Annotated in this window: 21 protein-coding genes and 4 pseudogenes; 21 read left to right on the top strand and 4 right to left on the bottom strand. The window is 53.8% G+C overall.

Annotation, left to right across the window (positions count from 1 at the left end):
* The first annotated feature begins 207 nt into the window (after positions 1–207).
* From ACQ86O_RS06615 to ACQ86O_RS06580, 8 genes are all read left to right on the top strand, one after another.
* A complete protein-coding gene (locus tag ACQ86O_RS06615; RefSeq protein ID WP_431224589.1) occupies positions 208–1,215 on the top strand; it encodes a hypothetical protein in 1,008 nt (335 codons plus the stop codon).
* 5 nt (positions 1,216–1,220) lie between these two features.
* Positions 1,221–2,054: an AAA family ATPase gene (locus ACQ86O_RS06610; protein ID WP_431225670.1), complete on the top strand. Its 834-nt coding sequence runs from the start codon at positions 1,221–1,223 to the stop codon at positions 2,052–2,054.
* A 5-nt stretch (positions 2,055–2,059) separates the two neighbouring features.
* On the top strand, positions 2,060–2,689 hold the full coding sequence (locus ACQ86O_RS06605) for a 4Fe-4S single cluster domain-containing protein (RefSeq protein WP_431224588.1): 630 nt from the start codon (positions 2,060–2,062) through the stop codon (positions 2,687–2,689).
* A gap of 161 nt (positions 2,690–2,850) precedes the next feature.
* Positions 2,851–4,119: a protein kinase domain-containing protein gene (locus ACQ86O_RS06600; protein ID WP_431224587.1), complete on the top strand. Its 1,269-nt coding sequence runs from the start codon at positions 2,851–2,853 to the stop codon at positions 4,117–4,119.
* Between the two features lie 56 nt (positions 4,120–4,175).
* Entirely contained in the window at positions 4,176–8,414 is a 4,239-nt protein-coding gene (locus ACQ86O_RS06595) for an AAA domain-containing protein (RefSeq protein WP_431224586.1), read from the top strand.
* Between the two features lie 2 nt (positions 8,415–8,416).
* Positions 8,417–9,016: a hypothetical protein gene (locus ACQ86O_RS06590; RefSeq protein WP_431224585.1), complete on the top strand. Its 600-nt coding sequence runs from the start codon at positions 8,417–8,419 to the stop codon at positions 9,014–9,016.
* Positions 9,013–10,278 carry a hypothetical protein gene (locus ACQ86O_RS06585; protein WP_431224584.1) on the top strand — a complete coding sequence of 422 codons (1,266 nt, stop codon included), beginning with the start codon at positions 9,013–9,015 and terminating at the stop codon, positions 10,276–10,278. The genes ACQ86O_RS06590 and ACQ86O_RS06585 overlap by 4 nt, the downstream gene beginning before the upstream one ends.
* Positions 10,279–10,652: 374 nt before the next feature.
* The gene (locus tag ACQ86O_RS06580) at positions 10,653–10,895 is read left to right on the top strand and encodes a helix-turn-helix domain-containing protein (RefSeq protein ID WP_431224583.1); all 243 of its coding nucleotides are present in this window, start codon (positions 10,653–10,655) and stop codon (positions 10,893–10,895) included.
* A gap of 642 nt (positions 10,896–11,537) precedes the next feature.
* Here the strand turns inward: ACQ86O_RS06580 and ACQ86O_RS06575 are convergent.
* The 3 genes from ACQ86O_RS06575 to ACQ86O_RS06565 form a co-directional block, all read right to left on the bottom strand.
* Complete coding sequence (locus tag ACQ86O_RS06575; protein ID WP_431224582.1) at positions 11,538–11,876, bottom strand: DUF2645 family protein; 339 nt, start codon at positions 11,874–11,876, stop codon at positions 11,538–11,540.
* The gene (locus ACQ86O_RS06570; protein ID WP_431224581.1) at positions 11,873–12,043 is read right to left on the bottom strand and encodes a hypothetical protein; all 171 of its coding nucleotides are present in this window, start codon (positions 12,041–12,043) and stop codon (positions 11,873–11,875) included. Before ACQ86O_RS06570 ends, ACQ86O_RS06575 begins: the two co-directional genes overlap by 4 nt.
* A 508-nt stretch (positions 12,044–12,551) precedes the next feature.
* Entirely contained in the window at positions 12,552–12,815 is a 264-nt protein-coding gene (locus tag ACQ86O_RS06565; RefSeq protein ID WP_431225669.1) for an Arm DNA-binding domain-containing protein, read from the bottom strand.
* Positions 12,816–12,974: 159 nt separating this feature from the next.
* Between ACQ86O_RS06565 and ACQ86O_RS06560 the strand changes: the two are divergent.
* The 9 genes and pseudogenes from ACQ86O_RS06560 (at position 12,975) to gorA (ending at position 22,303) form a co-directional block, all read left to right on the top strand.
* A pseudogene (locus ACQ86O_RS06560) lies at positions 12,975–13,816 on the top strand (23S rRNA (adenine(2030)-N(6))-methyltransferase RlmJ).
* Positions 13,817–14,008: 192 nt separating this feature from the next.
* Positions 14,009–14,863 carry a tagatose bisphosphate family class II aldolase gene (locus tag ACQ86O_RS06555; protein WP_431224580.1) on the top strand — a complete coding sequence of 285 codons (855 nt, stop codon included), beginning with the start codon at positions 14,009–14,011 and terminating at the stop codon, positions 14,861–14,863.
* A 493-nt stretch (positions 14,864–15,356) separates the two neighbouring features.
* Positions 15,357–16,658, top strand: a complete 1,302-nt coding sequence (gene gatZ / locus ACQ86O_RS06550; protein WP_431224579.1) for a tagatose-bisphosphate aldolase subunit GatZ — start codon at positions 15,357–15,359, stop codon at positions 16,656–16,658.
* Complete coding sequence (gatA, locus tag ACQ86O_RS06545; RefSeq protein WP_431224578.1) at positions 16,651–17,154, top strand: PTS galactitol transporter subunit IIA; 504 nt, start codon at positions 16,651–16,653, stop codon at positions 17,152–17,154. The genes gatZ and gatA overlap by 8 nt, the downstream gene beginning before the upstream one ends.
* Positions 17,151–17,433 (top strand): annotated as a pseudogene (gatB, locus tag ACQ86O_RS06540) (PTS galactitol transporter subunit IIB). The gene gatA and the pseudogene gatB overlap by 4 nt, the downstream one beginning before the upstream one ends.
* 4 nt (positions 17,434–17,437) lie before the next feature.
* Positions 17,438–18,820 carry a galactitol-specific PTS transporter subunit IIC gene (locus ACQ86O_RS06535; RefSeq protein WP_431224577.1) on the top strand — a complete coding sequence of 461 codons (1,383 nt, stop codon included), beginning with the start codon at positions 17,438–17,440 and terminating at the stop codon, positions 18,818–18,820.
* 47 nt (positions 18,821–18,867) lie between these two features.
* Positions 18,868–19,915: pseudogene (gene gatD, locus ACQ86O_RS06530) on the top strand (galactitol-1-phosphate 5-dehydrogenase).
* 125 nt (positions 19,916–20,040) lie between these two features.
* Entirely contained in the window at positions 20,041–20,829 is a 789-nt protein-coding gene (locus tag ACQ86O_RS06525; RefSeq protein WP_431225668.1) for a DeoR/GlpR family DNA-binding transcription regulator, read from the top strand.
* Positions 20,830–20,950: 121 nt separating this feature from the next.
* The gene (gene gorA, locus ACQ86O_RS06520; protein ID WP_431224576.1) at positions 20,951–22,303 is read left to right on the top strand and encodes a glutathione-disulfide reductase; all 1,353 of its coding nucleotides are present in this window, start codon (positions 20,951–20,953) and stop codon (positions 22,301–22,303) included.
* 127 nt (positions 22,304–22,430) lie between these two features.
* Here gorA and ACQ86O_RS06515 read toward each other — a convergent pair.
* Positions 22,431–22,639, bottom strand: a pseudogene (locus ACQ86O_RS06515) (IS1 family transposase); the annotation flags it as partial.
* A 191-nt stretch (positions 22,640–22,830) separates the two neighbouring features.
* On the opposite strand from ACQ86O_RS06515, the gene ACQ86O_RS06510 reads away from it, so the two are divergent.
* The 4 genes from ACQ86O_RS06510 to ACQ86O_RS06495 are packed head-to-tail and all read left to right on the top strand — an operon-like array spanning position 22,831 to position 24,845.
* Positions 22,831–23,337: a hypothetical protein gene (locus ACQ86O_RS06510; protein ID WP_431224575.1), complete on the top strand. Its 507-nt coding sequence runs from the start codon at positions 22,831–22,833 to the stop codon at positions 23,335–23,337.
* Between the two features lie 14 nt (positions 23,338–23,351).
* On the top strand, positions 23,352–23,786 hold the full coding sequence (locus ACQ86O_RS06505) for a hypothetical protein (RefSeq protein ID WP_431224574.1): 435 nt from the start codon (positions 23,352–23,354) through the stop codon (positions 23,784–23,786).
* Positions 23,779–24,015, top strand: a complete 237-nt coding sequence (locus ACQ86O_RS06500; RefSeq protein ID WP_431224573.1) for a hypothetical protein — start codon at positions 23,779–23,781, stop codon at positions 24,013–24,015. Before ACQ86O_RS06505 ends, ACQ86O_RS06500 begins: the two co-directional genes overlap by 8 nt.
* Before the next feature lie 44 nt (positions 24,016–24,059).
* Positions 24,060–24,845, top strand: a complete 786-nt coding sequence (locus ACQ86O_RS06495) for an SPASM domain-containing protein (RefSeq protein ID WP_431224572.1) — start codon at positions 24,060–24,062, stop codon at positions 24,843–24,845.
* The last annotated feature ends 84 nt before the right edge of the window (positions 24,846–24,929 follow it).

The raw sequence follows: 24,929 nt of genomic DNA, 5'->3' as shown, positions 1-24,929 counted from the left end.
AATGGCAATACTTATGATTCGCTCCCCCTCAGGCATCATTCGTCCAAGAGCTGGTGCACAGAGCAAGCGAGTACCTACTATCCGCCATCCCCCAGATGAATTATCCTTGCTGTAATTAAGGACAATCGGCCTTTTCGCCATTAGAGCCGTGGCTGACTCGCATGCAAAAGAACCGGCGCAAATTTTGCCGGAAAACAAGGACTCTCAATGCAGCAATCTTTTCGTTATCAGAAGCCTCGCTGGATGCGTGACTTGTTGCGCTTTTTACCCTTAAAAAGCCAGTTCGTGCTCTCGGGTAACGTGCGCGATCTGCAAGCCTGTGAGATTAGCCCAGAGATAATCACCCCGCTTCCCTTTAATCAGTCTTTGCATAGCGCCCTGCGTGAGGCGGGTTATCAGCATGTGGTGGTGTTTAATCCGCTCAACGGTTTTGAGCCGATGGTGGCTCCGGGAGAAGACCCGGCCCCGGCGCAAAAGCGGTTAAGCCAGCTGGGCCTTACGGTGGTAGAAGGCCGCGCCAACGGCGGAATTGACCTGTTGAACACCACACTTGAACGGCTGGTAGAGCTCCCCGGCGAACCTATTGCGCTGATTATTGATTTCGCCTCCTGCCTGATTAACCACCGGGATAACCTCTCACCGGTAGAGCACAGTCTGTTTACCCGCGCATTAGTGCTCTCTCATCAGGCCCGTGCCCGCCCCTACGGTGAGCAACGTCAGGCCTTTTTTAATAGCGTATTGTGGGTGGTAGAAAAAGAGGGTGATTTGCCGGATTGGTTTTTGATCAATAACCCACTCATTCGCCATATCCCGGTTGCCAAGCCCGATCGCATTGCCCGCCATGCGTTAGCACCAGCGCTGTTACGTTCCCTTGCGGGGCAACCTGCTGATGTCGCCCTACAACAGAAAGCCGCCCAGGAGTTTGTTGACGAAACGGAGGGATTACTGCTGCTGGATATGAATGCAATTGCACGCCTGGCTCGCATTGAAGGCGTAGCACCAGACCGCATCAGCGATGCGGTTCGTCGTTATAAAGTGGGGATTACCGAAGATCCCTGGCTGAAAATTGAAAAAGATAAAATTCGCCAGGCCGCAAACACCATCCAAAAAAGAGTCAAAGGACAGACGCACGCGGTTACCCATATGCTGGATATTATCAAGCGTGCGGTGACTGGCGTCGGTGGCGGCAAACAAGGGGGCGCCCTCGCGGTGTAGTCTTCCTGGCCGGGCCAACCGGGGTAGGCAAAACCGAGCTGGCCAAAACCGTCACCGAGTTACTTTTTGGCGATGAAAGTGCCTATATCCGCTTCGATATGTCCGAATTTAGCGCCGAACATGCCGACCAACGGCTGGTTGGCGCGCCACCGGGATACATTGGCTATAACGTGGGTGGTGAACTGACTAATGCCATCAGGGAAAAACCGTTCAGCGTGGTGCTGTTTGATGAGATTGAAAAAGCGCATCCCCGGCTGATGGATAAGTTCTTACAGATTATCGATGATGGTGTATTGACATCCGGCCGTGGGGATCGGGTCTACTTCTCCGAAGCCTTGATTATTTTCACCTCCAATCTGGGCATCTACCGTCTGGATAATCAGGGAGAGCGAGTGGCCAACGTGCGGCCAGAAGAACCCTTCGAAACGGTGCAGAAGAACGTGAAAGCAGAGATTGAGCGCCATTTTAAACTGGTTCTCAACCGCCCCGAACTGCTTAACCGTATTGGTGAAAATATTATTGTCTTCGACTTTATACGCCCCGATGTTGCCGAGCAGATATTTAGCCAAATGACCGAGAACATGCTGACCGGGCTGACTAAATTAGGGCTGAAGGTAACGATAAACGAATCCGCCTTGACGCTTCTACGCCAACTTTGTCTGGCGGATTTATCCAACGGCGGGCGAGGTATCCGAAACCATCTTGAAGCGCATCTGGTTAACCCGCTTTCACGGGCGTTATTTGATATGGACGCGCAGCCGGGCAATAGCTATCAGATTACAGGGCTGCTGTCCGGCGCATCCACACAGTTGGTTTTGGCCAGGCAACAGGAGCCGTAAAACTGATGACCGTGGGTTTATCACGTTTGCATTTCCCGGTGACCACGCTGGGGCCAGGAAAACGCATTGGCATCTGGTTTCAGGGATGTTCGCTGCGCTGCACCGGATGCCTCTCGCCAGAGACATGGCGTTTTACCCGGGACAAGGTAGCGATTGAAGCGCTGATGGAACAACTGCGACCATGGTTTGCGCAGGCCGATGGCATCACTATTTCTGGCGGTGAGCCTTTCGACCAGCCTCAGGCATTAAGCAAATTGCTGGCCGCCATTCGCCAGGATTTTAACGGTAATATTCTGGTATTCAGCGGCTACACCTATGCTGCAATCCACGCTTTTCTACCGCCGATGGCAGGCTTGATTGATGCGCTGGTTTCCGGCCCGTTTGAGCAAGACAGCCCACAAACCCTGAAGCTGCGGGGAAGCGATAACCAGGTTTTACATTTGCTGACCGCCGTGGGTAAAACGCGTTTTAGTGTTTTCCACCAGCAGTTAAATGATCAAGAAAAAGTCTTGGATATGACCCTTGATCGGCAAGGGAAAGTCAACCTGATAGGGATCCCTCGCCGTGATGATTTGATTCGCTTAAGAGCGATCCTTGAACAACAGGGACACTCCTTTACTCCAGTAACCAAATAATTCAGCGCCCGGAACTTACCGCTATGATGCGTTTTTGCCCAAATTGCCACACGGAACGTGCATTAACAGAGATTTTCTGTGAGGGCCACATCAACGATTCGCCCTGCAGTTGGGATCTCTCTTCCGAGCCTATTCACGCCAAGGGATGGCGACCCATAGCGGTGATCAGCGCTGAAGATATTGTGCAGGAAGCCACTGATAACCTCGCAGCATTACAGGAAACAGCGCATTGCCAGAACGGCCACCCGATTGAAGAGGGGGATCTGATCTGTATGCAATGCGGCGCTGATGCTGCCGATGCCACCATCCCCCCACACCACACCACCACACCCTTGATGGATACCGGCGTGATAACCCAGATTGGCCACTGGAAAATCCTCCGCCGAATTAACCATAATGACAGTATCCGCGAACGCTATCAGGTGCAGCATCAGCAAAGCGGCCAGCAAGGGATACTGACGCTGTATACCTACGGTGCAGAGCCCGATATGGCGGTCTATCAGGTGATCCGCAACCTGCCGCGTGAGCATGTTCCCGAGATCCTTGAGACAGGCCGTTGGAACGCCAGAGCCTGGCAAGTGGCAGAGGAAATGACCTTTGGCTCTCTGGCCGATTCTGCAACCACCGGGGACTTCTGGCAACCGGAAGAAATCCCGCACATCGTTAGAGAGCTGGGCAGCGCCTTGTCCAGCTTTGCCGAACATGGGTTACGCCACCGGAACCTCCGGCCCGGCAACCTGCTGATTCGCACCCGCCACCCGCTGGATATTGTGATTATCGAGTTTGGCTCTGCCTGTCTGTCCGAGTTCGATCTGGATATCGTTTCGCCATTAGAGATCACGCGTTACAGCGCGCCAGAAACGTTAGCCGGTGGCGTAGCCGCAGCCTCTGACTGGTGGAGCCTGGGGATCATTGTGCTCGAGCAGATCACTCAGGGCAGCTGCTTTGAAAATATTCATCCTCATGCATTTTTAATCCAGGTGCTGGCTAATGGCGTAACGTTGCCCGAGCAGCTCGATCCGCATTTACGGCTGTTGTTGCGTGGGTTATTAACTCGCGATCGCCACCAGCGCTGGCAGTGGCCGGAAGTACAAGCCTGGCTGGATGGCCGGCCAGTAACCGTCGCGGATATAACGCACCCAGCCTCTGACAACCAACATGTGGGTATTACGCTTAACCTTCAGCGTTACACGCAGCCCGCCATGTTTGCACTGGCCGCAGCAGAACAGCATCACTGGCAGCAAGCGTTAGAACTGATGCAGCGGGGAACCCTTGTTTCATGGGCTCAGCAGGCCGGTTTAGACACTGCGCTACTCACCCGGCTGCAGCAGGCCATTGAGCTGGCGGATCTTAATGATGACTCACGCCTGATGCTGGTGTTAAAGCTGCTCAATCCCAATATGCCTTTGATTTTGCAGGGGAGATTGTAACGCCTTCCTGGCTGCTGGAACATCCGCTGGAAGGCTATGCCCTGCTGCTCAGCCCATTGCCTGATTTCCTGGGCAAGATGGAGGCCGGGCATTGGCTGTTCCAGTTAAAAGCACGGCAGGAGAAGGTTCGTTTACGCGGGGAAAACCTGAAGATAGCGTTTGATGAAGACACCTTGCGCATTCATTTACTGGCTACCTCACGGGCCCGGTTGCTGGCAATTTGGGAGGAACAGCGCAAGCTCTTCCCGGAGACACCACACAGTGGGCTGAGAACGCTTATCGACCGGCGTAATCTAAACGAAGATGACCTGATCCTGCTGCTCAGCGCCGATATCGGGCAATTCACCCCGGCAGAAATCCTGCTGGAACAGGCCAGCGCCCTGGCGTCACTCTACGAGATAACCCATTTTGATCTGGAACGGGCGCAGGCATGGCTGACGCAACCCCGCACGGAGATTTATCAGCTGTTAGCTGAACGTATCAATGGCTTTAACCGCTGCAACATCGCCGATATCGACGGTTGGGCGGAGCACTTTCTGCTGACGCGTCGCCTGCCGCTGGAGCAGGCGCTGGTAATGCTGGCCATACCGCCAGAACGTTGGAGGGTGCCAGAAAAACAACGCTATATCCGCCAGGTTCTGGATTTCTTCCAGCGTAAAATTAGCGCCGCGACGATGCGCGGTTCCCTGGTTCGCATGAGCATCAGCCCACATGCAGGGCGCGTCGATCTGTTTGAACTGGGCGGAGAGAGAAAGAGCGCCGAAGCGCTACTTAATCATTTATTGAGCCGCAATCGTCAATCGATCTCCGTTGATAGCCAAACCCTGCTGGATAACGACCTGGTAAGCGGGCGGTTGCGAACTTTGAGTGCGCAAACCCAACTCTATACGCGGGATACCGGTATTAACGGCATGTATCTCGGGTTCCCTTTTATACTGGTTAATACCCAGCCCAAGCAGATGAAACCGCGTATTGCGCCATTATTGCTATGGCCGGTAAATATCAATATGGAAGCGGGTATTCGTGGGGTTGCCAGCCTGCGTTTCGATCACGATCGCGGGGCCGTGTGTTTGAACCCGGCGCTGGAGAATTTTGTTGGTATCCCCGCAGTAAAACAATGGCAGGCAGTTGTCGACCAACTGCTGAGCCAGGCCGCCCTGAGCGCCGAAGAGATTATTGAAAGCTTGATGACCCTGGTACCCGCCCGGGAAAACCAGTTGGTTCGTTTACCACCATTGCAGGTTGAAGTCCCGGAGAACGCCAGCCAGTTGGTTTGTTCTGCCGTGTTGTTCCACGCGTCATTTATCGGCCAGGCTATTAGTGAAGATTTACGTCAGTTGAGCCACCAGTCGCCTGGCGGCACATCCCTGGAAACCGCGTTAGGCCTGAAGGATGATGTTAGCGCCGACGTTCAGCCAATCCAGGCAGCAGGGTGCTATTTTACCGCCGCCAGCGATCCCTCTCAGGAGTCTGCCGTCCTGGCGGCCCGCAATGCCCCAGGATTGTTAATTGAAGGCCCTCCGGGCACCGGGAAGAGCCAGACAATCGTTAACATGGTCGCGGATGCCATTGGCCAGAAACGCAGCCTGTTGATTATCTGCCAGAAACCGGCGGCGCTGGAGGTGGTGTTTAAACGGATTATGGCAGGCGGCCTGGGCGACAGAATTGTGATGGTTAAGGATGCCCAGAAGGATCGCGACACCATTATCCGCAACGTTCGCACCCAGCTCGAGACGCTGTATAAACCCGCAGATATCAGCACGGTTAACCCTTGGGTAACCTCCAGAGAGAAGACGGGCCGCCACCTTGACCAGTTAGAGCAGGAACTGGATGGCTATTACCACGCCTTATACCAGCAAGATGGACCAACCGGTATGAGCTACCGGGATTTGCTAAGCGAACTGATGCAGCTTGAGACGCATGCCGGACGTCTGGAACTTCCCGCTCTGCAACCGGTACTGAAAGATTGCACTTTCGAACAAATTGAGGAAATCAAACGGGCCATTATTCCCGTGATGACAATCTGGCTGGAAGCCGGTTACGAGCAAAGCCCCCTGGCACAACTCAGCCCATTCTTGTCTAACCAGGCCACGCTGCATGATTTTACCCGCCGTTTCGCGTTGTTTTGCCAGATTGAACAACAAAGGGACAGAGCACTGGCTAACCCACACCACGCCTTTGACGTAGAGGAAAATGCCAAACACCAGCGCAGCCTGGCAGAATGCCAGGCGGCACTGGCATCATTGACGCCGGCAGAATGGCTCAATCTGGCACAATGGCTACCGTTGTTTTACGCTCATAACGGCAGCATCGTTCAGGGTGGGCAAGTTTTAACTCAGTTGGAGCAACTGTCTGGCCGGCTGCAAGAGATCGACTCTTCTGGCAGTGACCCCTTGATGTTTGAGCCCTTGGCAAATTGCGATAGCCAACGGCTATTGCAGTTAACCGCAGCGGCTGCAGAAGCACAGCAACGTGGGTTGTTACAGGTGATTAATCCCTGCTATTACCTGCGCCGCCGCAAATTAAGGTCTTTCCTGCTGCAGCAAGGCCTGCAAAGCAACCCAGATGACGTGGCTCGCCTACTGATTTCCGCTCGTTCAGAACACCAATGGCGTGGCGTCAGAACGGAACTGAACCGTTTGCATCAACGCCTGAATTTACCGGCCATAGGGCTTCTCGACAGCCTGGGATTAACCAACCGATTAGGTAGTACGCAGCGGGATCTCCGCCTTGTCGCCGGGCTCTATCAGCGGTTGTCTGGCTCGCCAGATATTCATCGCTTAGTACCGGCGATTGTTGAGCATCAACAAGCCGGTTTTATACAGGAGTGTGAAGAGATCGCCGCCGCGGTTGAACGTTGCCAAGCTCGTGTGGCGAGTTCAGATGCGCTGGAAAATCTGCGCGATTGGCTGGAAGTATCGGCCACGCAGGCGTTCACCAGGGCTATTCATCACCACCTCCCTTTAACCGCTACGCTTGAAGCCATTACCGCAGCGTTACCTTCACTGGCAGCCTATCAGAAATTCCGCCCCTTTGCGGCCCAGTTGACCCCTCTCAGCCTGACGATCCTGGGGGTTTTGCGCCAGCAGGAAACCCTGCTGGCTGGCGTCAATCCGCAACAATTGCAGCGGGTGGTGGCCCAGGCGCTGGATCGTGAAGTGCGTTTACTTTGGAAACAACAATTGGAGTGGCGCTCGCCGAATTTGCTGCAGGATCAATCGGCTATCAATGACAAAATTGAGCAGTTAGCCACGGCCGACAGCCAGATGAGAGCGTTGAACAAACTGGAACTGACGGAAGTTATCAAGACGGGCAGTATCAGCCCACTGCGGGAATGGGAAGAAATTACCCGCCTTACCGGCAAGCGTGCTCGTCGGTTACGGGAGTTTATTGAACAGGGCAGCACGCTGGGGCTGATGCAGCTAAGGCCTGTGTGGCTAATGACCCCGGATGTTGCCAGCCAGGTATTGCCGCTAAAGGCCGGATTATTCGATACGGTGATTTATGATGAAGCTTCACAGATGCCCGTGGAATACGCCTTGCCTACTCTGTTTCGCAGCCGGAACATGGTCGTCAGCGGGGATGAGAAACAGATGCCGCCATCGGCTTTCTTCTCCGGTAAAGGCATTATTGATGACGACCCTGACGACGATGAAAACGAGTTTGAAGGAAATAACAGCCAGCAAGAAGAAACGGCGGTGAGTTGGAACTATCGGCAAATCAGCGATTGCCCTGACCTGTTACATCTGGCCCGAACCGTATTACCGATACAAACTCTGGCAATTCACTATCGCTCTGCTTATCGCGAACTGATCAATTTCTCCAATCATGCCTTCTATGAGCGTCGGCTAAATATTCCGGTCCAGCATTCCGGCAAGGTTATTGGCGCGGTTAAACCGATCTCCCTGATGATGGTAAACGGGCTATATCAAAACCAGAGCAACCAGCAAGAAGCCGAGCAGGTCGCCACCCTACTGGCGGAAATTTGGCAGCAGCCTTATGCAGAGCGCCCTTCGGTTGGCGTGGTGACTTTTAACCAGAAACAGGCGCAGCTTATCCAGAATGTGCTGAACGCCAACGCTGAAAAAAATGAAGCCTTCCGCCTGGCTTATTACCAAGAGCAGCAACGGGTGGAAAATGACGAGGATATGTCTTTCTTTGTGAAAAACGTGGAAAACGTGCAGGGAGATGAACGTGACATGATTATCTTCTCCACCACCTTTGGCCGTAACCAGCAAGGCACTTTCCGGCGTAATTTCGGCATTCTTGGCCAACAAGGGGGGAACGGCGCTTAAACGTGGCAATCACCCGCGCCAGAAAGCAGGTGATGATTGTTTCCTCCATGCCAATTGAAGAGATTTCCGACCTGCTCTCTACCCGTCGCCAGCCGGATATCCCCCGAGACTTCCTGCAAGGGTATCTGGAGTATGCCCGCAACTTATCGGCTGGGGAGTTTACCCGGAGCCAGACGCTGCTGACGCGCATGGACCGTACGGAATTAGCCAGCAGCGCTCAGACCGAGCAGCAAGATGGCTTTGTGCAGTCTGTCGTTGAATATATCCGCTCGCAGGGCTGGTTAATTGCCGCGTCCCAGCAGGATGGGGCGTTCTATTTTGACTGTATTATTGAAGATCCGCTCACGGGCCGATATTTACTGGGTATTGAGTGCGATATGCCGCGCCATGCGCTGTTACAACGGGCCAGAGCGCGTGAACTCTGGCGCCCTTCTGTATTAAAACGGGTCGCGCCGTTGCGCCATCGCATCTCTATTCAGCGTTGGTATAACCATGGCCCTGAAGAACGCAGCCGCTTGAAACAGGCCATTTTGCAAGCCATTGGCGTGGAGCGGGCCTCCGTCGCTACGACCAAACCTACAATCAGCGAGGAAAGCGCATGAGTTCGTCAGTCCATATTATTCGGGCCAGAAGTGAGGACATTGCCGAATACCGTCGTTCGATAGCTTGTCTGAGCGCGTTGATGCAACAGTGGGATGCGCTTAATCAACAGCATAGCGATGCCGACCCGGTGAAGATCGAGCAGATACGCCAGCGTTATCTGGAAATGCAGCGCTATGGCGCCGACATTCGCCGCCATAGCGCCGAGGGATTCGCCCATTTGATCGGGCAAATTCCAGGTATGATTGAGTTTGTCCGCCAAGATATCGAGCAGGTGCAGGAAGCGCTGATTGAGCAGCATACCGAGCAGCGTCAACGGCTACGCGCGCAACAGGGAAGCGCCAATACAGGGCAGATTTTAAGTCAGATCATGTTGACCATAGATAAACAACCAACGCGTTTGACCGAGCAGCAGCAGGCGCTGGCGCAACGCCTGAAGGAGCCAGAGCCAGCGGTTTCGCCCCATCCGTCAGGGCATCAATACAATCAACGTTTACAACGCATCGACAGACATATTGCCGAGTTGGTCGTACTGGATCCGCAACGGGATATGGCTTCATTTACCCAGCGAGTCGCGGAGTTGGAGCGGCTACCACAACTGCCAGACTGGAATATGCTGAGTGACTCACTGACGCTGGATTTGGCTGACGCCACCCGTGCCACCCGAATGCTGGTGGAAAAAAGGCAGCAGCTCAGTCTGTTGGCAAACGGCCTTGCCAGCTATAACCACCCCGACGTTAGCGCAATGATTGAGCGTATTAATCGGGTGCTGACTTCCCGCGAATTACCACTCCTGATCGAAGCGATCGCTGCGGCTCAGGCCGAAACAGAGCAACAACAGCTGAAAATTGCCGCCTTGGCCAGACGTGAGGCCGTTCTCGATGGATTGGCAAAACTGGGGTATGAGGTGCATGAAAGCGATGCCGGAGCCTGGCTGGCTGAAGGGAAAGTGGTAATACGTAAACCGGCAACGCCAGGTTACGGCCTTGAGTTAGCTGGCGCACAAGGGAGTGAGCGCTTTCAGGTTCGGGCAGTGGCCTTCTCTGAACAACGAGATACTCAGCGCGATGGGGATATTGAGTCGATCTGGTGTGGAGAACATCAGAAACTCCAGCAAATACTGGCAGAAACCGGTGATACGCTGACCGTTGAACGTGCGCTGGTGGCAGGAGCCTCTGCGCTCAAGGTTGCCAGACCAGCCAACTCATCGGTAGAGCAGAACGAATATCGCCATCATGTGGAGAGAAGCCGTAGCCTGGATTAAGGGGCCGTTACCGCACATCAAGACGAAAATGCTTTTACCGTTTTATCGGTGAGACAGTTTATACTCGACGCCATATAAGGTTGAATTCGCTTTCTGCGATCTACAGCTCACCACCAAGTCTCAATATAACTCATTGATTTTAATGCATAGTTAAAAATCAGGATACACAAAAACGCCATGTTAAGTTACCGCCACAAAAACAACAACAATATTTAATACATTGATTTATATTGGTTATTTTTAAATTTAGCATAAATAAATTCTAATTCGTGATCCACTGTGTGATTAACGTTTCGGGATGATCACGCGATGCGTCTGTAGTCACTCAAGGGGTCATTCATATATGTTCATTACTACCATCAGGAAGGATAAACGTGCCAATCAACACGGAGCAGAAACTACGCCAGCTAAGACTTGCACAAGGACTGACACAAAAAGAGTTTTCGGAACTACCAGGACTGAAGCTTGGGTCGGTAAAAAACTACGAAAGCGGTCATAGCACCGTAGGATTGATGATCGTTACAACCATTTTGCGGCATGAGCGATTTCGCAAATATACATTATGGGTAATATGTGATGAAGCTCGACCAGACTCAGGTCAAATTGGACTTGAATAAACTACGTTGCGCTCCTTTTCGGTGCTTTCCCCGGTTCGCAACATACTCAAGACTACCAGCAAGATACTACCTGTGATCGAGCAATCAGCAGCATAATCGCTTGTGCCTATACCTGATGGCCCCTATTCTATATTCCCTTCCCTGAGCCTTACCCCTCAGCGATTCCGTTGTCCCCTTGCAACGAGCGTACAATGCAGCATCCAAGGCACCAACATTGCCGATAGCTATCGGTTCCTGATCGTTTCTGCCGCAGAGCATCCTTAAACTGCTAGCTCCCCCTTATGTCTGCCTAGTGTGACTGTAAGCCACAGATCCCATCAACCAAACAGCGCGGACTGACGGGCGGCGGGTATCACCCTCCCGGTGACTCACTCGCCCTGCGGCACCTGTCGCCGCCTCTCCCGATGAACGGGGCGGGGCTGATGTGGCCCGTCTGTTCCGGTGCCCCCTGTACCACCCAGAACACCCTACGGCTGGTGCCCAGGGTGGCACCTGCTGAAGCAGCTCATCGACCAGGCAGCTCCAGGATAACGTGGTATCTGGGGGCAGATCTGCCCTGCTGGCCCCGCCCTATTGAGGTAAACTACAGACGAGTAGCAGACAAAGCCACAGGTCGCGCCAGTATTCTCATGTGGAATATATTCAGTTAACACACGCGGCGTATTGTCCCCAGAATGACCACCACCAGTAGACAATAACCACAATCAGTCCAAAGCCATAGAGGACCGCCTTGAAGACATTCCTAAATATGATGTCTCGTACCAGAGCTATCAGGAGCGGCGTTCCCAGGAAGAACAAAAACAGCGGAGCTGTGATGTCTCTCGTGTCATCCGGGTCAAGGGGTACGCTGCACACGCTGTCGCCTGGTTCCCGCATCCAGTCATATTCGCCTATGCTAAAAACCTGCATGCATAGATAAACGAGGATAAAATATCCACCTAGGGAGAGGATTTCGACCAGCCTTTTTTGGTACGTTTTCACCAGTTTATTTCCAGCAGCCTTTTGATGTGGGGGCGGATAGACAGCAGGCGCTCGCCGTAGGAGATGTAGGGCCAGTTGGGATCACCTTTTTGGAGGTTGCCACTCATCCACCGGATGAAGTCATCCCGCTGGCGTTCAATCCCCCGGTTGTAGCGGATCCCGGCCATTCTGTACTGTATATCTGTTGGGTGCAGTGTGGCGGCATCCGGGTAGTCATAGAGGATCAGGTCTCTGAGATGTTGCGCGATCTGGTATTTGTTTCCGATGGAGTCAAGGGTGCAGCATCCCGCGGAGATGAGTCCCTGTTTTTGCCCTTGATAGTGAGGTAGATGTTATTTGCCATGTCAGTCTTGTCCTTGGGTAGTTTTCCCCCGAAAGGCCATTCCTTGCCAGGGTACGTTCGGTACAGCTCAATTCGACTGGTGGGAAGGTGGGCAAAAGTGGTGCAAGGATGGTCGCCTGTTTGTATGAATGATTTTTACTGGCGCAATGACTGCTTTTTATGCTCCGGATTCTAGGTAAGTCTCGAGAATAATTCAATTGAAAGGTGAGGGTTATTTATGCAATTTAAGCGAGACTCGTAATAGGTGGATGGAAACATTGCTTCGCCTGCAGTAGATCGTATGCCCACTGATCCGTCATATACTGGCGTACCTGTCCTACGGGGGCGCTTGGCTACGTTGGCGCGCCTGAGCAGTGTGGCTGGGTAACTATCCCGTGACTCGCCCGCCCCAGTAGCCCCCATGTGGGGTCAGTCCACCCAAGCCTAGGCCGAGAAACCTTTGAGATACGCCCTTCCAGCTTGTACTGGTAGAACCAACTTATAACGCCGTTTTTGCTAACACGAATCATCAACCCACCACCGTCAGATAGGGTATATTCCCTGTCATGCCCTCCCACCGTGAGAGCTTTTAACTTTTTATCGGTAAGACGGTTTATACTTGAATATTCCGGATTTCGTGATCAACCACGTGATCTACGGTTTACCGCAAAAACCCGAAAACATCAACAAACACAAAGACATCATGCAACACAAAAACTCTATAATTTGTTGATATTAATAGAAATAAATAAAACATCAGGATACACAAAAACGCCATGTTAAGTTACCGCCACAGTTTTCACGCTGGCAACCACGCCGACGTGCTCAAGCACACCGTTCAGAGCCTGATCATCGAAGCGCTGAAAGAAAAAGATAAGCCACTGCTGTATCTGGATACCCACTCCGGTGCCGGGCGTTATCAACTGAGCAGTGTGCACGCCGAGCGTACCGGGGAATACCTGGAGGGCATCGGCCTGCTGTGGCAACGTGACGATCTGCCAGAAGAAATGGCGGCCTATATGAGCGTGATACATAACTTCAACCGGTCGGGTACCCTGCGCTATTACCCAGGTTCGCCGCTGATCGCCCGCCAGTTGCTGCGCCCACAGGATAAGCTCCATTTGACCGAGCTGCATCCGAGCGACTTCCCGTTGCTACGCGGTGAATTCCAGAAAGATGAACGCGCCAAAGTGCAGCGTGCCGACGGTTACCAGCAGCTTAAATCCCAGTTGCCGCCGCCATCACGCCGTGGCCTGATCCTGATGGATCCGCCTTACGAGATGAAAACTGATTATCAGGACGTGGTCGCAGGCATTCAGGAAGGCTATAAACGTTTTGCCACCGGCACCTATGCCCTGTGGTATCCGGTGGTGCTGCGCCAGCAGATCAAACGCATGCTTAAGGATCTGGAAGCCACCGGTATCCGCCGTATTCTACAGATCGAACTGGCGGTGAAACCCGATAGCGACCAACGTGGGATGACCGCTTCAGGCATGATTGTGATCAATCCCCCTGGAAGCTGGAACAGCAGATGAACAATGTGCTGCCATGGCTGCACAAAACCCTGGTGCCAAGCGGTATCGGCCATCACCTGGTGAACTGGGTAGTGCCAGAATAAGTTTTTATTATGGTCGCCTGCCAGGGCGACCTTTTGCTTTTCCCTTGTTGAAGCTCCCTTCCCAACGGCATTCTGCCTCGATCTTTTTCCGATCCGCATCACAGCGGTAAAATAACTGTTTGCTTATTTTAACTTTCGATTAGATGATGCTTATCGAAAGTTATCGTAAATAAAGAAAACCGGAGGCATGCGGTGTACATCATCTCAACCAAAAATATGCTGCTGAAAGCGCAACAACAAGGCTTTGCCGTACCAGCCTTTAATATTCATAACCTGGAAACCATGCAGGTGGTGGCGGAAGCTGCAGCAGAAATGCGCTCGCCGGTGATCCTCGCAGGCACCCCAGGCACTTATCTGTATGCGGGTACCGCCAACGTGGTGGCGATTGTCCAACAACTGGCTGCCGAATACAGCATCCCGTTGGCGGTGCATCTGGATCACCATGAAACGCTGCCGGATATTGAAAATAAAGTGAATGCCGGGATCCGTTCGGTGATGATTGACGGCTCCCATCGGCCATTTGCTGAAAATATCGCACTGGTGCGGCAGGTAACCGAGTATTGCCATCGTTATGATGTCAGCGTGGAAGCAGAACTGGGGCGGCTTGGCGGCGTTGAAGATGGTATCAGCGTCGATGCCAGAGATGCATGCTACACCTCTGCGGAGCAGGCCGAGGAGTTTGTTCGAGCCACCGGCATAGATTCACTGGCGGTGGCGATCGGTACGGCTCATGGGCTGTACCAAGGCACGCCAGAGCTGGATTTCACCCGCCTTGGGCAGATCCGCGATCGGGTTAGCGTGCCGCTGGTGCTGCACGGGGCGTCGGGTTTACCAGACAGCGATATTCAGCAGGCTATCCGGCTGGGAGTTTGTAAGGTTAACGTGGCGACCGAGCTGAAAATCGCCTTTTCGGATGCGCTGAAACAGCATCTGGTGCAGCACCCGCAGGCCAATGATCCACGCGACTACATGCAGCCAGCCAAGCGGGCAATGAAGGCGGTGGTTAAAAAGGTCATTCAGGTCTGCGGCTGCGAAGGCAGGCTTTAGGCGGTAAGCATGTGTGATTTCCCCTCGCCCTGACGCTCTCCCGAAGGGAGAGGGGATTGACCGCACAACCTTTTGGCGTCTGCACCCAGGGAGAGAACGAGCCTCCGTTGTCTCTGCCCCAACCACCACGGCACACGGCCCCCTGCTCTTCGTTATGAGCTCCTCAGCCATGCTGTATTTTCACTCCAATCCTAATCACGACACCGCACGGCTCCCTCTCCTTTGGGGTGTGGATTGGGATCAGGGGACAGCGAAGCTTGAAAACCACTTTCACTTTATTGCGTATCCCCTTCCCTGATTTTCCAGAGTAAATTTAATAATATGATTTTAATCATAAAAAATAAAAATTCATGCGTGTCATCCCCAACACACTGAAAGCTGAAGGAGTCAAAAACCGCAGCAAAGATTTCGATCTTGATCACGAATAATACAAAATAGCATTGCTAACCTTTCGAAACATTACGATTATATTCGTAAGAAAACGGAGGGTAGTATGAAAAATATTATAGCAAGACACAAAGCGGGCGAGCCGATCGGTATCTGCTCTGTCTGTTCGGCACACCCGTTAGTGATTGAAGCCGCATTACGCCTGGATCTGAACAGCAATCGCCAGGTGCTGATCGAGGCCACATCCAACCAGGTCAATCAGTTTGGCGGTTACACCGGTATGAAACCGACAGACTTCCGCCAGTTTGTCAGCGATATTGCGGCCACCGTCGGTTTCCCGCTTTCCCGGCTGCTGTTAGGGGGCGATCATCTGGGTCCCAACTGCTGGCAAAATGAACCCGCGGCCAGCGCAATGGAAAAAGCCGAAGTGCTGATCGCCGACTACGTCAAAGCCGGATTCAGCAAGATCCATCTGGATGCCTCCATGTCCTGCGCCGACGATCCGATCCCGCTGGATCCGCACACCGTAGCTGAACGCGCCGCACGCCTGTGCAACATTGCCGAACAGGTTGCCACCCCGGAGCAAAAACAGCAGTTGACCTATGTGATCGGTACCGAAGTGCCGGTCCCCGGCGGTGAGTCTTCCGCCATCGGTCGCGTGCATATTACCCGCGCGGAGGATGCCGCAGCCACGCTGGAAACCCATTATCAGGCGTTCCGTCAGGCCGGATTGGCAGCGGCAATCCCCAGAATTATCGCCGTAGTAGTGCAGCCCGGCGTGGAATTCGATCATTCACAGGTGATCGCTTACCAACCGGAACTGGCCAGCGAGCTTTCGCAGTTTATTACCACCACGCCATTGGTTTATGAGGCGCATTCAACCGATTACCAAACTCGCGAAGCCTACCAGCAGCTGGTGCGCGATCACTTCGCCATTCTCAAGGTCGGCCCGGCTCTGACGTTCGCCTTGCGCGAAGCGATATTTGCTCTGGCCAATATCGAACAGGCCTTGGTTGCCCCGGAAAAACGCAGCCAGATCCTGGCGGTGATTGACGCGGTGATGCTCGACGAGCCGGATTACTGGAAAAAGTATTATCACCCGACGTTCAGCCGTTCGCTGATCGATCTGCACTTTAGCCTGTCGGATCGTATCCGCTATTACTGGCCGCACCCACGCATCGCACAAAGCATGACCATTCTGATGGATAACCTCGGGCAGCAGGAGATCCCCGGTGGCCTGCTCAGCCAATATTTCCCGTTGCAGTATCAGCGGGTGATGGAGCGCAAGCTGGCGAAAGCGCCTCACGCGCTGATTATCGACAAAATTCAGGATGTGCTGCGCGCCTACCGCTTCGGCTGTTCCCCGGCCGAACAGCAAACGGTTTCCCTGGAGGCAAGCCATGCATAGCAGCCAGTTATTTGTCCGCACCGGCATCAGTTTTGCCGATGCCCAACAGGCGCTGGAGCATATCGGCGTCACCATGCTCGATGCCGGGGTAGTGCATAACAGCTATCCGCAGGCGTTGCTGGCCCGTGAGAGCGCTTATCCCACCGGTATCGCCCTTGAGCAGCACGCGGTCGCCATTCCTCATTGCGAAGCGGAACATGCGCGGGTTCCGGCTATTTATCTGATCCGCCCTGACCGGGCCGTGCCCTTTGCGCAGGCGGATGATGACGGGACGATCGACGTTTCGCTGATTATCGCGCTGATCGTGACCGACCCGGCCGCACAGTTGGTTTTACTGCGCACGCTGTTTGGCCAGTTGCAACACCCCGAATTTATTAATGCGTTACTGACCGCACCGGAAAACGAATTGGGCGAAATTTTTGCGCAACAGGTTTTCAATTCGCCCTCCACCTCCCGACCACAACAAAAAACAGAACCTGAAGGAGCAACACTGTGAAGCGAAAAATTATCGTTGCCTGTGGGGGCTGTAGCCACCTCAACCCTCGCCGCAGAAGAAATCAAAGAACTCTGCGCGGAACACCATATCGAGCTGGATCTGGTGCAATGCCGCGTGACCGAAATTGAAACCTATATGGATGACGCCGATCTGATCTGCACCACCGCGCGCGTCGACCGGGAATTTGGCGATATCCCCCTAGTCCACGGCATGCCGTTTGTTTCCGGCGTCGGCATCGACGCGCTGAAGCAAAAAATACTGACCATTCTGACGGAGTAGCCCCATGTTTACCGACATCATGCGTTACATCCTCGATCTTGGCCCGACGGTGATGCTGCCAATAGTGATCATCATCTTCTCATTGATTCTGGGCATGAAACTGGGGGATTCGTTTAAATCCGGCATCCATATCGGCATCGGCTTCGTGGGGATCGGGCTGGTTATCGGCCTGATGCTGGACTCGATTGGCCCAGCGGCAAAATCAATGGCCGAGCAGTTCCAGATTAACCTGCACGTGGTAGATATCGGCTGGCCCGGTTCGTCACCGATGACCTGGGCCTCCCAGATTGCGTTGATCGCCATCCCGGTAGCAATTGCGGTGAACATTGTGATGCTGCTGACGCGCATGACGCGCGTGGTTAACGTAGACATCTGGAACATCTGGCACATGACCTTTACCGGTGCCATGGTGCATCTGGCGACCGGTTCCTACTGGCTTGGCATATTGGGTGTGGTGGTTCATGCCGCTTTCGTCTACAAGTTGGGGGATTGGTTCGCCAAAGACACCCGTGATTTCTTCGGGCTGGAGGGGATTGCCATTCCGCACGGTACCTCTGCCTATATGGGGCCGATCGCCGTATTGGTGGACACCATTATCGAGAAAATCCCAGGCCTGAACCGCATTCACTTCAGCGCAGACGACGTGCAAAAACGCTTTGGCCCGTTCGGTGAGCCGGTGACCGTCGGCTTTGTGATGGGGTTGATAATCGGTGCTTTAGCCGGTTATGACCTGAAAGGCATCCTGCAACTGGCAGTCAAAACCGCCGCCGTAATGCTGCTGATGCCACGGGTGATCAAGCCGATCATGGATGGCCTGACGCCAATTGCCAAGCATGCCCGCAAGCGCCTGCAAGCTCGCTTTGGTGGCCAGGAGTTTCTTATCGGCCTCGATCCGGCGCTGCTGCTGGGCCATACCGCCGTGGTTTCAGCCAGCCTGATTTTTATCCCACTGACCATTCTGATCGCGGTTATCGTGCCGGGCAATCAGGTGCTGCCGTTCGGCGATCTGGCTACCATCGGCTTCTTTGTCGCTCTCGCGGTTGCGGTGCATCAGGGCAACCTGTTCCGCACGCTGATCTCGGGCTTCATCATCATGAGCATCACCTTGTGGATTGCCACCCAGACCATCGGGCTACATACCCAACTGGCCGCCAATGCCGGGGCGCTGAAGGCGGGTGGCGTGGTGGCCTCGATGGACCAGGGCGGCTCACCGATCACCTATCTGCTGATCCAACTGCTCACCTGGCAGAACGTGATGGGTCTGCTGGTTATCGGCTTTATTTACGCCCTCGGGGTATTTCTCACCTGGCGCCGTGCCCGCCGATTCGAACAGGCTGAGGCAGCCGCCAAACAGCAGATAGCAGCAAGCCTTGACGCTGTGTCCTGATCCTCTGGGGGGTTGCCCCCAATTCTTTTGATTACGGAGTTCAAGTTATGCAATCAGTCGTGATCCACACGGAGGGAGCAGTGCGCGTTGAACAACGCCCAGACCCTACCATCCAGGCTGCCGATGAAGTATTGGTTCGGGTAGCGTATTCGGGGTTATGTGGTTCAGATATTCCACGCATCTTCGCCCAAGGTGCCCATTTTTACCCGATTACGTTGGGGCATGAATTCAGCGGGCGCGTGGTAGCCTGCGGCGATGAGGTCACCGACCTGCAACCGCAGGATGCTGTGGCTTGTGTCCCGTTACTACCCTGCTTTGACTGCCCTGAATGCCAACGACACTACTATTCGCTATGTAAGCATTACCAGTTTGTCGGCTCCCGCAGCCATGGCGGCAACGCCGAGCTTATCGTGGTGAAACGGGCCAATCTGGTGAAATTACCCGCCAACGTCAGTTTGCTGCAGGGGCTTTTATTGAGCCAATCACCGTCGGTCTGCATGCTTTCCAACTGGCCGGTGGCTGCCAGGGCAAAGAGGTGATCGTGATCGGTGCCGGCACTATCGGCCAACTGGCGATTCAATGTGCCAGAGCATTGGGCGCATGCAGCGTCACGGCGATCGATATCAACGATGAACGGCTGCAACTGGCACGTAAAATCGGTGCTGACGAAGCCTTTAACAGCGCAGAACTCAGCCCACAGCAGATAGCGGAACGCTTGCAGGAAAAGCGCTTCGATCAGTTGATTCTGGAAACGGCAGGCGCACCGCAAACGGTCAGCCTGGCGCTGGAGATCGCGGGGCCACGCGCACAAATCGCCTTAGTGGGTACCCTGCATAAAGATCTGCATCTGTCTTACAGCACGTTCAGCCAGATCCTGCGCAAAGAACTGACGCTGCTGGGCAGTTGGATGAACTATTCAGCCCCTGGCCTGGGGAAGAGTGGCGACAGGCTTTGAAGCTGTTCCAATCGGCAGCGCTGGCGCTGGAACCGTTGATTGCCAGCGTTGATCGGCCACAACAGTATGCCGAAAGCGTTGCCGCCCTGGCCGGTGGGCCCATGCAGGGCAAAATCATGCTCAAACTTTCTGAAGACTGATCGCCCGATGGCTGCCCCAGCGCAGCCATTATCCTGCTCCATCTCTCATCTCCCCGATCTTAATGCTCCCCTTTCATATCCCTTTCGCATAAAATAAAAGCAAAACATTTCGATAGGTCAGAATGATGAACTCTTTTGAAAGACGAAACAAAATTGTCGACTTGGTTCAGCACAATGGCAGCATATTGGTCAGCGATCTTTCGAATTCCTTCGGAATTTCTGAAGTGACTATCCGCGCTGACCTGCGCCTGCTGGAAGAAAAAGGCTTGCTGATCCGTTTCCACGGCGGTGCCGCTAGGCCGGGCAGCCCGTTAGAATCAGAAACCGAAGCCCCTAAAAGCAGCGGTGAAGTTATCCTCGAAGAGCGCTACCAGTTGGCGAAAGATCCGAAGAAGCGCATTGCGTTAAAAGCAGCGGCGTTGGTCAATCCCGGCGATACAGTGATCCTCGACAGCGGCAGCACCACCATGTTGATTGCCGAAGAACTGGTGAAAATGGGCAATATCACGGTGATCACCAATAACCTGCCCGCGGCCTTTGCCCTTTCCGACAATAAAGACATTACGTTAGTGCTGTGTGGCGGCACGTTGCGCCATAAAACCCGCTCGATGCACGGCTCCATTGCCGAGCTTTCCCTACAGGGCATTGCCGGTGACGTGATGTTCGTGGGGGCCGATGGCCTGGACGCCACCAACGGCATTACCACCTTTAATGAAGGCTACTCCATCAGCGGCGTGATGGCCCAGGCAGCCAAGCGCGTGGTGGCGGTGGTGGATTCCACCAAGTTCGGCCGCCGGGGCTTTAACCTGGTATTGCCGATGAGCAAGATCGATATGATCATCACCGACACCGGGATCAGCAGCCAGGATCGTCAGGCGCTGGATCGGGCAAAACCGGAATTGGTCATCGTATAAGGCCTGACAGGCAGAGGATCACACCGCTGCCTATTGCAGCCATCGACGCAATCTTTGCGACAACCCCCATCAGGCGTTAAACTCTTACGCTCTCGATTCACGCAACTCATGGAAAACCCAGATGACGAAACATTACGATTATCTAGCAATTGGCGGCGGCAGCGGCGGTATCGCATCGATCAACCGGGCAGCCATGTATGGCCAGAAATGCGCACTGATTGAAGCCAAAGAGCTTGGCGGCACCTGCGTTAACGTGGGTTGCGTACCGAAAAAGGTGATGTGGCACGCGGCGCAGATCGCCGAAGCTATCCATCAATACGGCCCGGATTACGGTTTCGATACCACCGTGAACGCCTTTGACTGGAAGCGGCTGATCGCCAACCGTACCGCCTACATCGATCGTATCCACACCTCCTACGACAACGTGCTGGGTAAAAACAAGGTCGACGTAATCAAAGGATTTGCCCGCTTTATTGACGCGCATACCGTGGAAGTCAACGGCGAGAAAATCACTGCCGACCATATTCTGATTGCCACCGGTGGCCGCCCAAGCCATCCGTCGATCCCTGGTGCAGAGTACGGCATTGATTCCGATGGTTTCTTTGAGCTCGAAGCGATGCCTAAACGTGTCGCCGTCGTGGGCGCTGGCTACATCGCGGTTGAAATTGCCGGCGTGCTGAACGCGCTGGGTGCCGAAACGCACCTATTCGTGCGCAAACACGCCCCACTGCGCAGCTTTGATCCGATGATTGTAGAAACCCTGGTTGAGGTAATGAATACCGAAGGGCCAAGCCTGCATACCGAATCCATTCCAAAAGCCATCATCAAAAACGCCGACGGCAGCCTGACGTTGCAGTTGGAAAATGGTAACGAGTTCAACGTCGACAGCCTGATCTGGGCGATTGGTCGTGAGCCAGCAACCGACAACCTGAACCTGGCAGCCAGCGGTGTGAAAACCAACGCCAACGGCTACATTGAAGTCGATAAATTCCAGAACACAAACGTGCAGGGCATCTACGCGGTAGGCGACAATACCGGCGCAGTTGAGCTGACCCCGGTGGCCGTTGCCGCTGGCCGTCGCCTGTCTGAGCGCTTGTTCAACAACAAGCCGGACGAACATCTGGATTACAGCAATATCGCCACCGTGGTATTCAGCCACCCACCGATCGGCACCATTGGCCTGACCGAACCTGAAGCGAAAGAGAAGTTTGGTGAAGACCAGGTAAAAGTCTACAAATCTTCTTTCACCGCAATGTACAGTGCCGTGACCCAGCATCGCCAGCCGTGCCGCATGAAGCTGGTATGTGTGGGTAAAGAAGAGAAGATCGTTGGCCTGCACGGCATTGGTTTTGGCATGGACGAAATCCTGCAAGGCTTCGCCGTGGCGATAAAAATGGGTGCGACCAAGAAAGACTTCGACAATACCGTGGCGATCCACCCAACCGCTGCAGAAGAGTTTGTTACCATGCGGTGATTGGGTAGAAAACGCGCAGTTGCGGTAGAAATAGATAAAGATGGCCGTGTGGTTTACCCTGCGGCCATTTTTTTGCTGTTATTCAGCGCGTTTCTATTTTGAATGTGGTGCCGGTCATGATTCCAATTTACTGAACCTGTTTTAGGGTCAGATAATGCCCGGTAACCTTGCTATCAAGTTGTATCGATTTTGAGTACGACAACGACGTTCTCTCCAGCCTTGCCCGATGCTGCCTCAGGTTCAGATTATGCCGCTCAATGCGCTGTGCCTATCGCTTGCTGATGACGTGCAGTTTCCCTTCAGACGTGACTCGTACAATGGCCAGCCCTCTGTCATCACACCGTCAGAAACAGAACAGGAAGGACACAAGACGGAAGCCACAGGAATACCTCAAAAACCCCCTCATGCACTCAATCAGTCAGTTGGAATCATCACCGGCCTTGCCTACCAATAGTGGACACGTTACTAAGTGAGCAACTGAGTTATAATGCGAACCTGTTTGCGACGAGGTTTAAACGGAACTGGCAATGATGACATGGACAGTCTACTGCAATCCGGTTGCCGATATGGTCGGCCCCTGGTTTCTGGCGTTTTATCTACTCTACTGCCTACTGCTGATGTGGTTGGTGTCGCGTGCCCGGCGCCGCTATCTTCGGTCTTATTCCCCTTACGGTTCAGGCCCGGTTTCGCTGCCGGCAAAAGTTGATCCTTACTATGTTGCCTGGCTAAAAGGCGGTATCGACCAGGTGCTGATGCTGGTCATGATGCGCCTCTCCTATAAAGGGCTGTTAACTGCCGGGAAGAGTAAAGAGAAAACTTTTACTCGCCCTCAGGGCGATATCCCAGAACAGCTTAACCGGTTAGAGCGATGGGTGCTTTCCTGTTTTGAATCAGGGCATGGGCAAAAAAAGGGCGAGCGTTTTCTGCCCTTCGTCCGCTCTATCAGGAATTTAATGCCCAGGCGCAGCGAGATGGCTATACCTACCCGGCAAATTATCAGCGCGCCAGTCTCGGCATTCTGTGGGTCGGTTTAGTATTGATGCTCGGCATGGGGGGCTACAAGCTGACCATCGCTACATTGAAAGGCCACCATAACATCGTGTTGCTGATTGCCATGATGCTGATTTTCGGCTGGATCTATTATGCGATTTTCCTGCGTAATCGTGCTGGAAAAGCCAACGTCACGGCCAAAGGGGAAAAGTTTCTCAGCCGCTTAACCGCCTGCTTGCCCCAGGATGAAAAATCCCTTAAACAGCTGGATATTGCCATGGTAGCCATTGCGTTGACGGACGATCGTGAAATCTATTCGCGCTGTGCTTTGGGGCGCCAAGCCTATGAGCTGGGGTTAATCTACCCGCTCAGTGCGGCGGCGGTAGCTTCTCATCATTCATCAATGGGCAACTACGATTCTGGAAGTAGCAGCAACAGTGATTCTGGCAGTTCAAGTGGATGCTCAGGCTGTGGTGGGTGTGGCGGTGACTAGCGGATTACTTATCCCCATTCGCCTGATTGACTCCGTTGACCCCGTCAGGCTTAGCCGTTTAACGGTGCAATGGCATATTACCGACCGGTGCAATCTGCGCTGCCAGCACTGCTATCAGGATAGCTATCGTCATCACGGGCCGGGCATGTCAGGCCTCAAGCAGATTGCACAACAGATTTTTGAGCTGCACCGCCAGGTGGGGGCGATAACCCGATACCTTTACAGTTAACACTGACCGGTGGAGAACCCTGTTCACACCCAGATTTCTCCGCGTTGCTTGAATATCTGGCGTCCCATCCCGGCGCGCCGTCTTTAGCCATCTTGAGCAATGGTTCCGCTATCGACGAACGCTGGGCCGCGCAGTTCTCCCGGCTAAAGGTGAAGTTTGTTCAGCTTAGCGTAGAGGGCACAGAACAGACGCATGACGAGATCCGTGGAAGAGGCCATTTTCAGCAGGTGCTAACCGCGACCAAACATCTGACCGATGCCGGGATCAGAGTGCTGTGGTCTTTCACCGCCCACAACCGGAATAGCCAGGAATTCGTGCAGGTTGCCGAGCTGGCCCACCAGGCGAAAGTAAACCGACTGTGGTCTGATCGGCTGATACCAAACGATCATCGGGATAGCCCCTTAACCCTGAATCCTCAGCAAAGTTCAGATTACTTCCGGCAAATGGGGCTGGCCAGAGAGCAGTTGCAAGCTAAAGCGGATAATCAGACCGAGATTGCCATGATCCGCGCGCTACAGTTTCAAGAGGCAGGGGATCAGCCTTATCGCTGCAGCGCCGGGGCAGAATTGATTACCATCATGCCCGATGGCAGCGTGCTGCCTTGCCGCAGATTGCCGATTAACGTCGGTAATCTCTGGCAGAGGCCACTGACAGAAATCTATCATCAGGCACCGCAGTTACGTGAGCTCAGGGGGTTTTCCGCACCGCAAGAATGCCGCTCATGTTTATATCGTACCAACTGCCGGGGCGGTCTGCGCTGCCTGGCCTATGCCCGGTATAAAGACCCCTATCGCGCCGATCCAGGCTGTGGCTATCGGGCAGCAGACTAAGCTCATAACGGGTTTCGGCGTTTCCTTCGTCCGTTGTGCATACCCTGCCAGCCCAGCTCACAGACAAAACCCGCCATTTTCTAT

Source organism: Serratia sp. L9 (assembly GCF_050632285.1).
In the GTDB taxonomy this organism is placed as follows: Bacteria; Pseudomonadota; Gammaproteobacteria; order Enterobacterales; family Enterobacteriaceae; genus Chania.
This window is presented reverse-complemented; position numbering and strand designations above follow the sequence as displayed.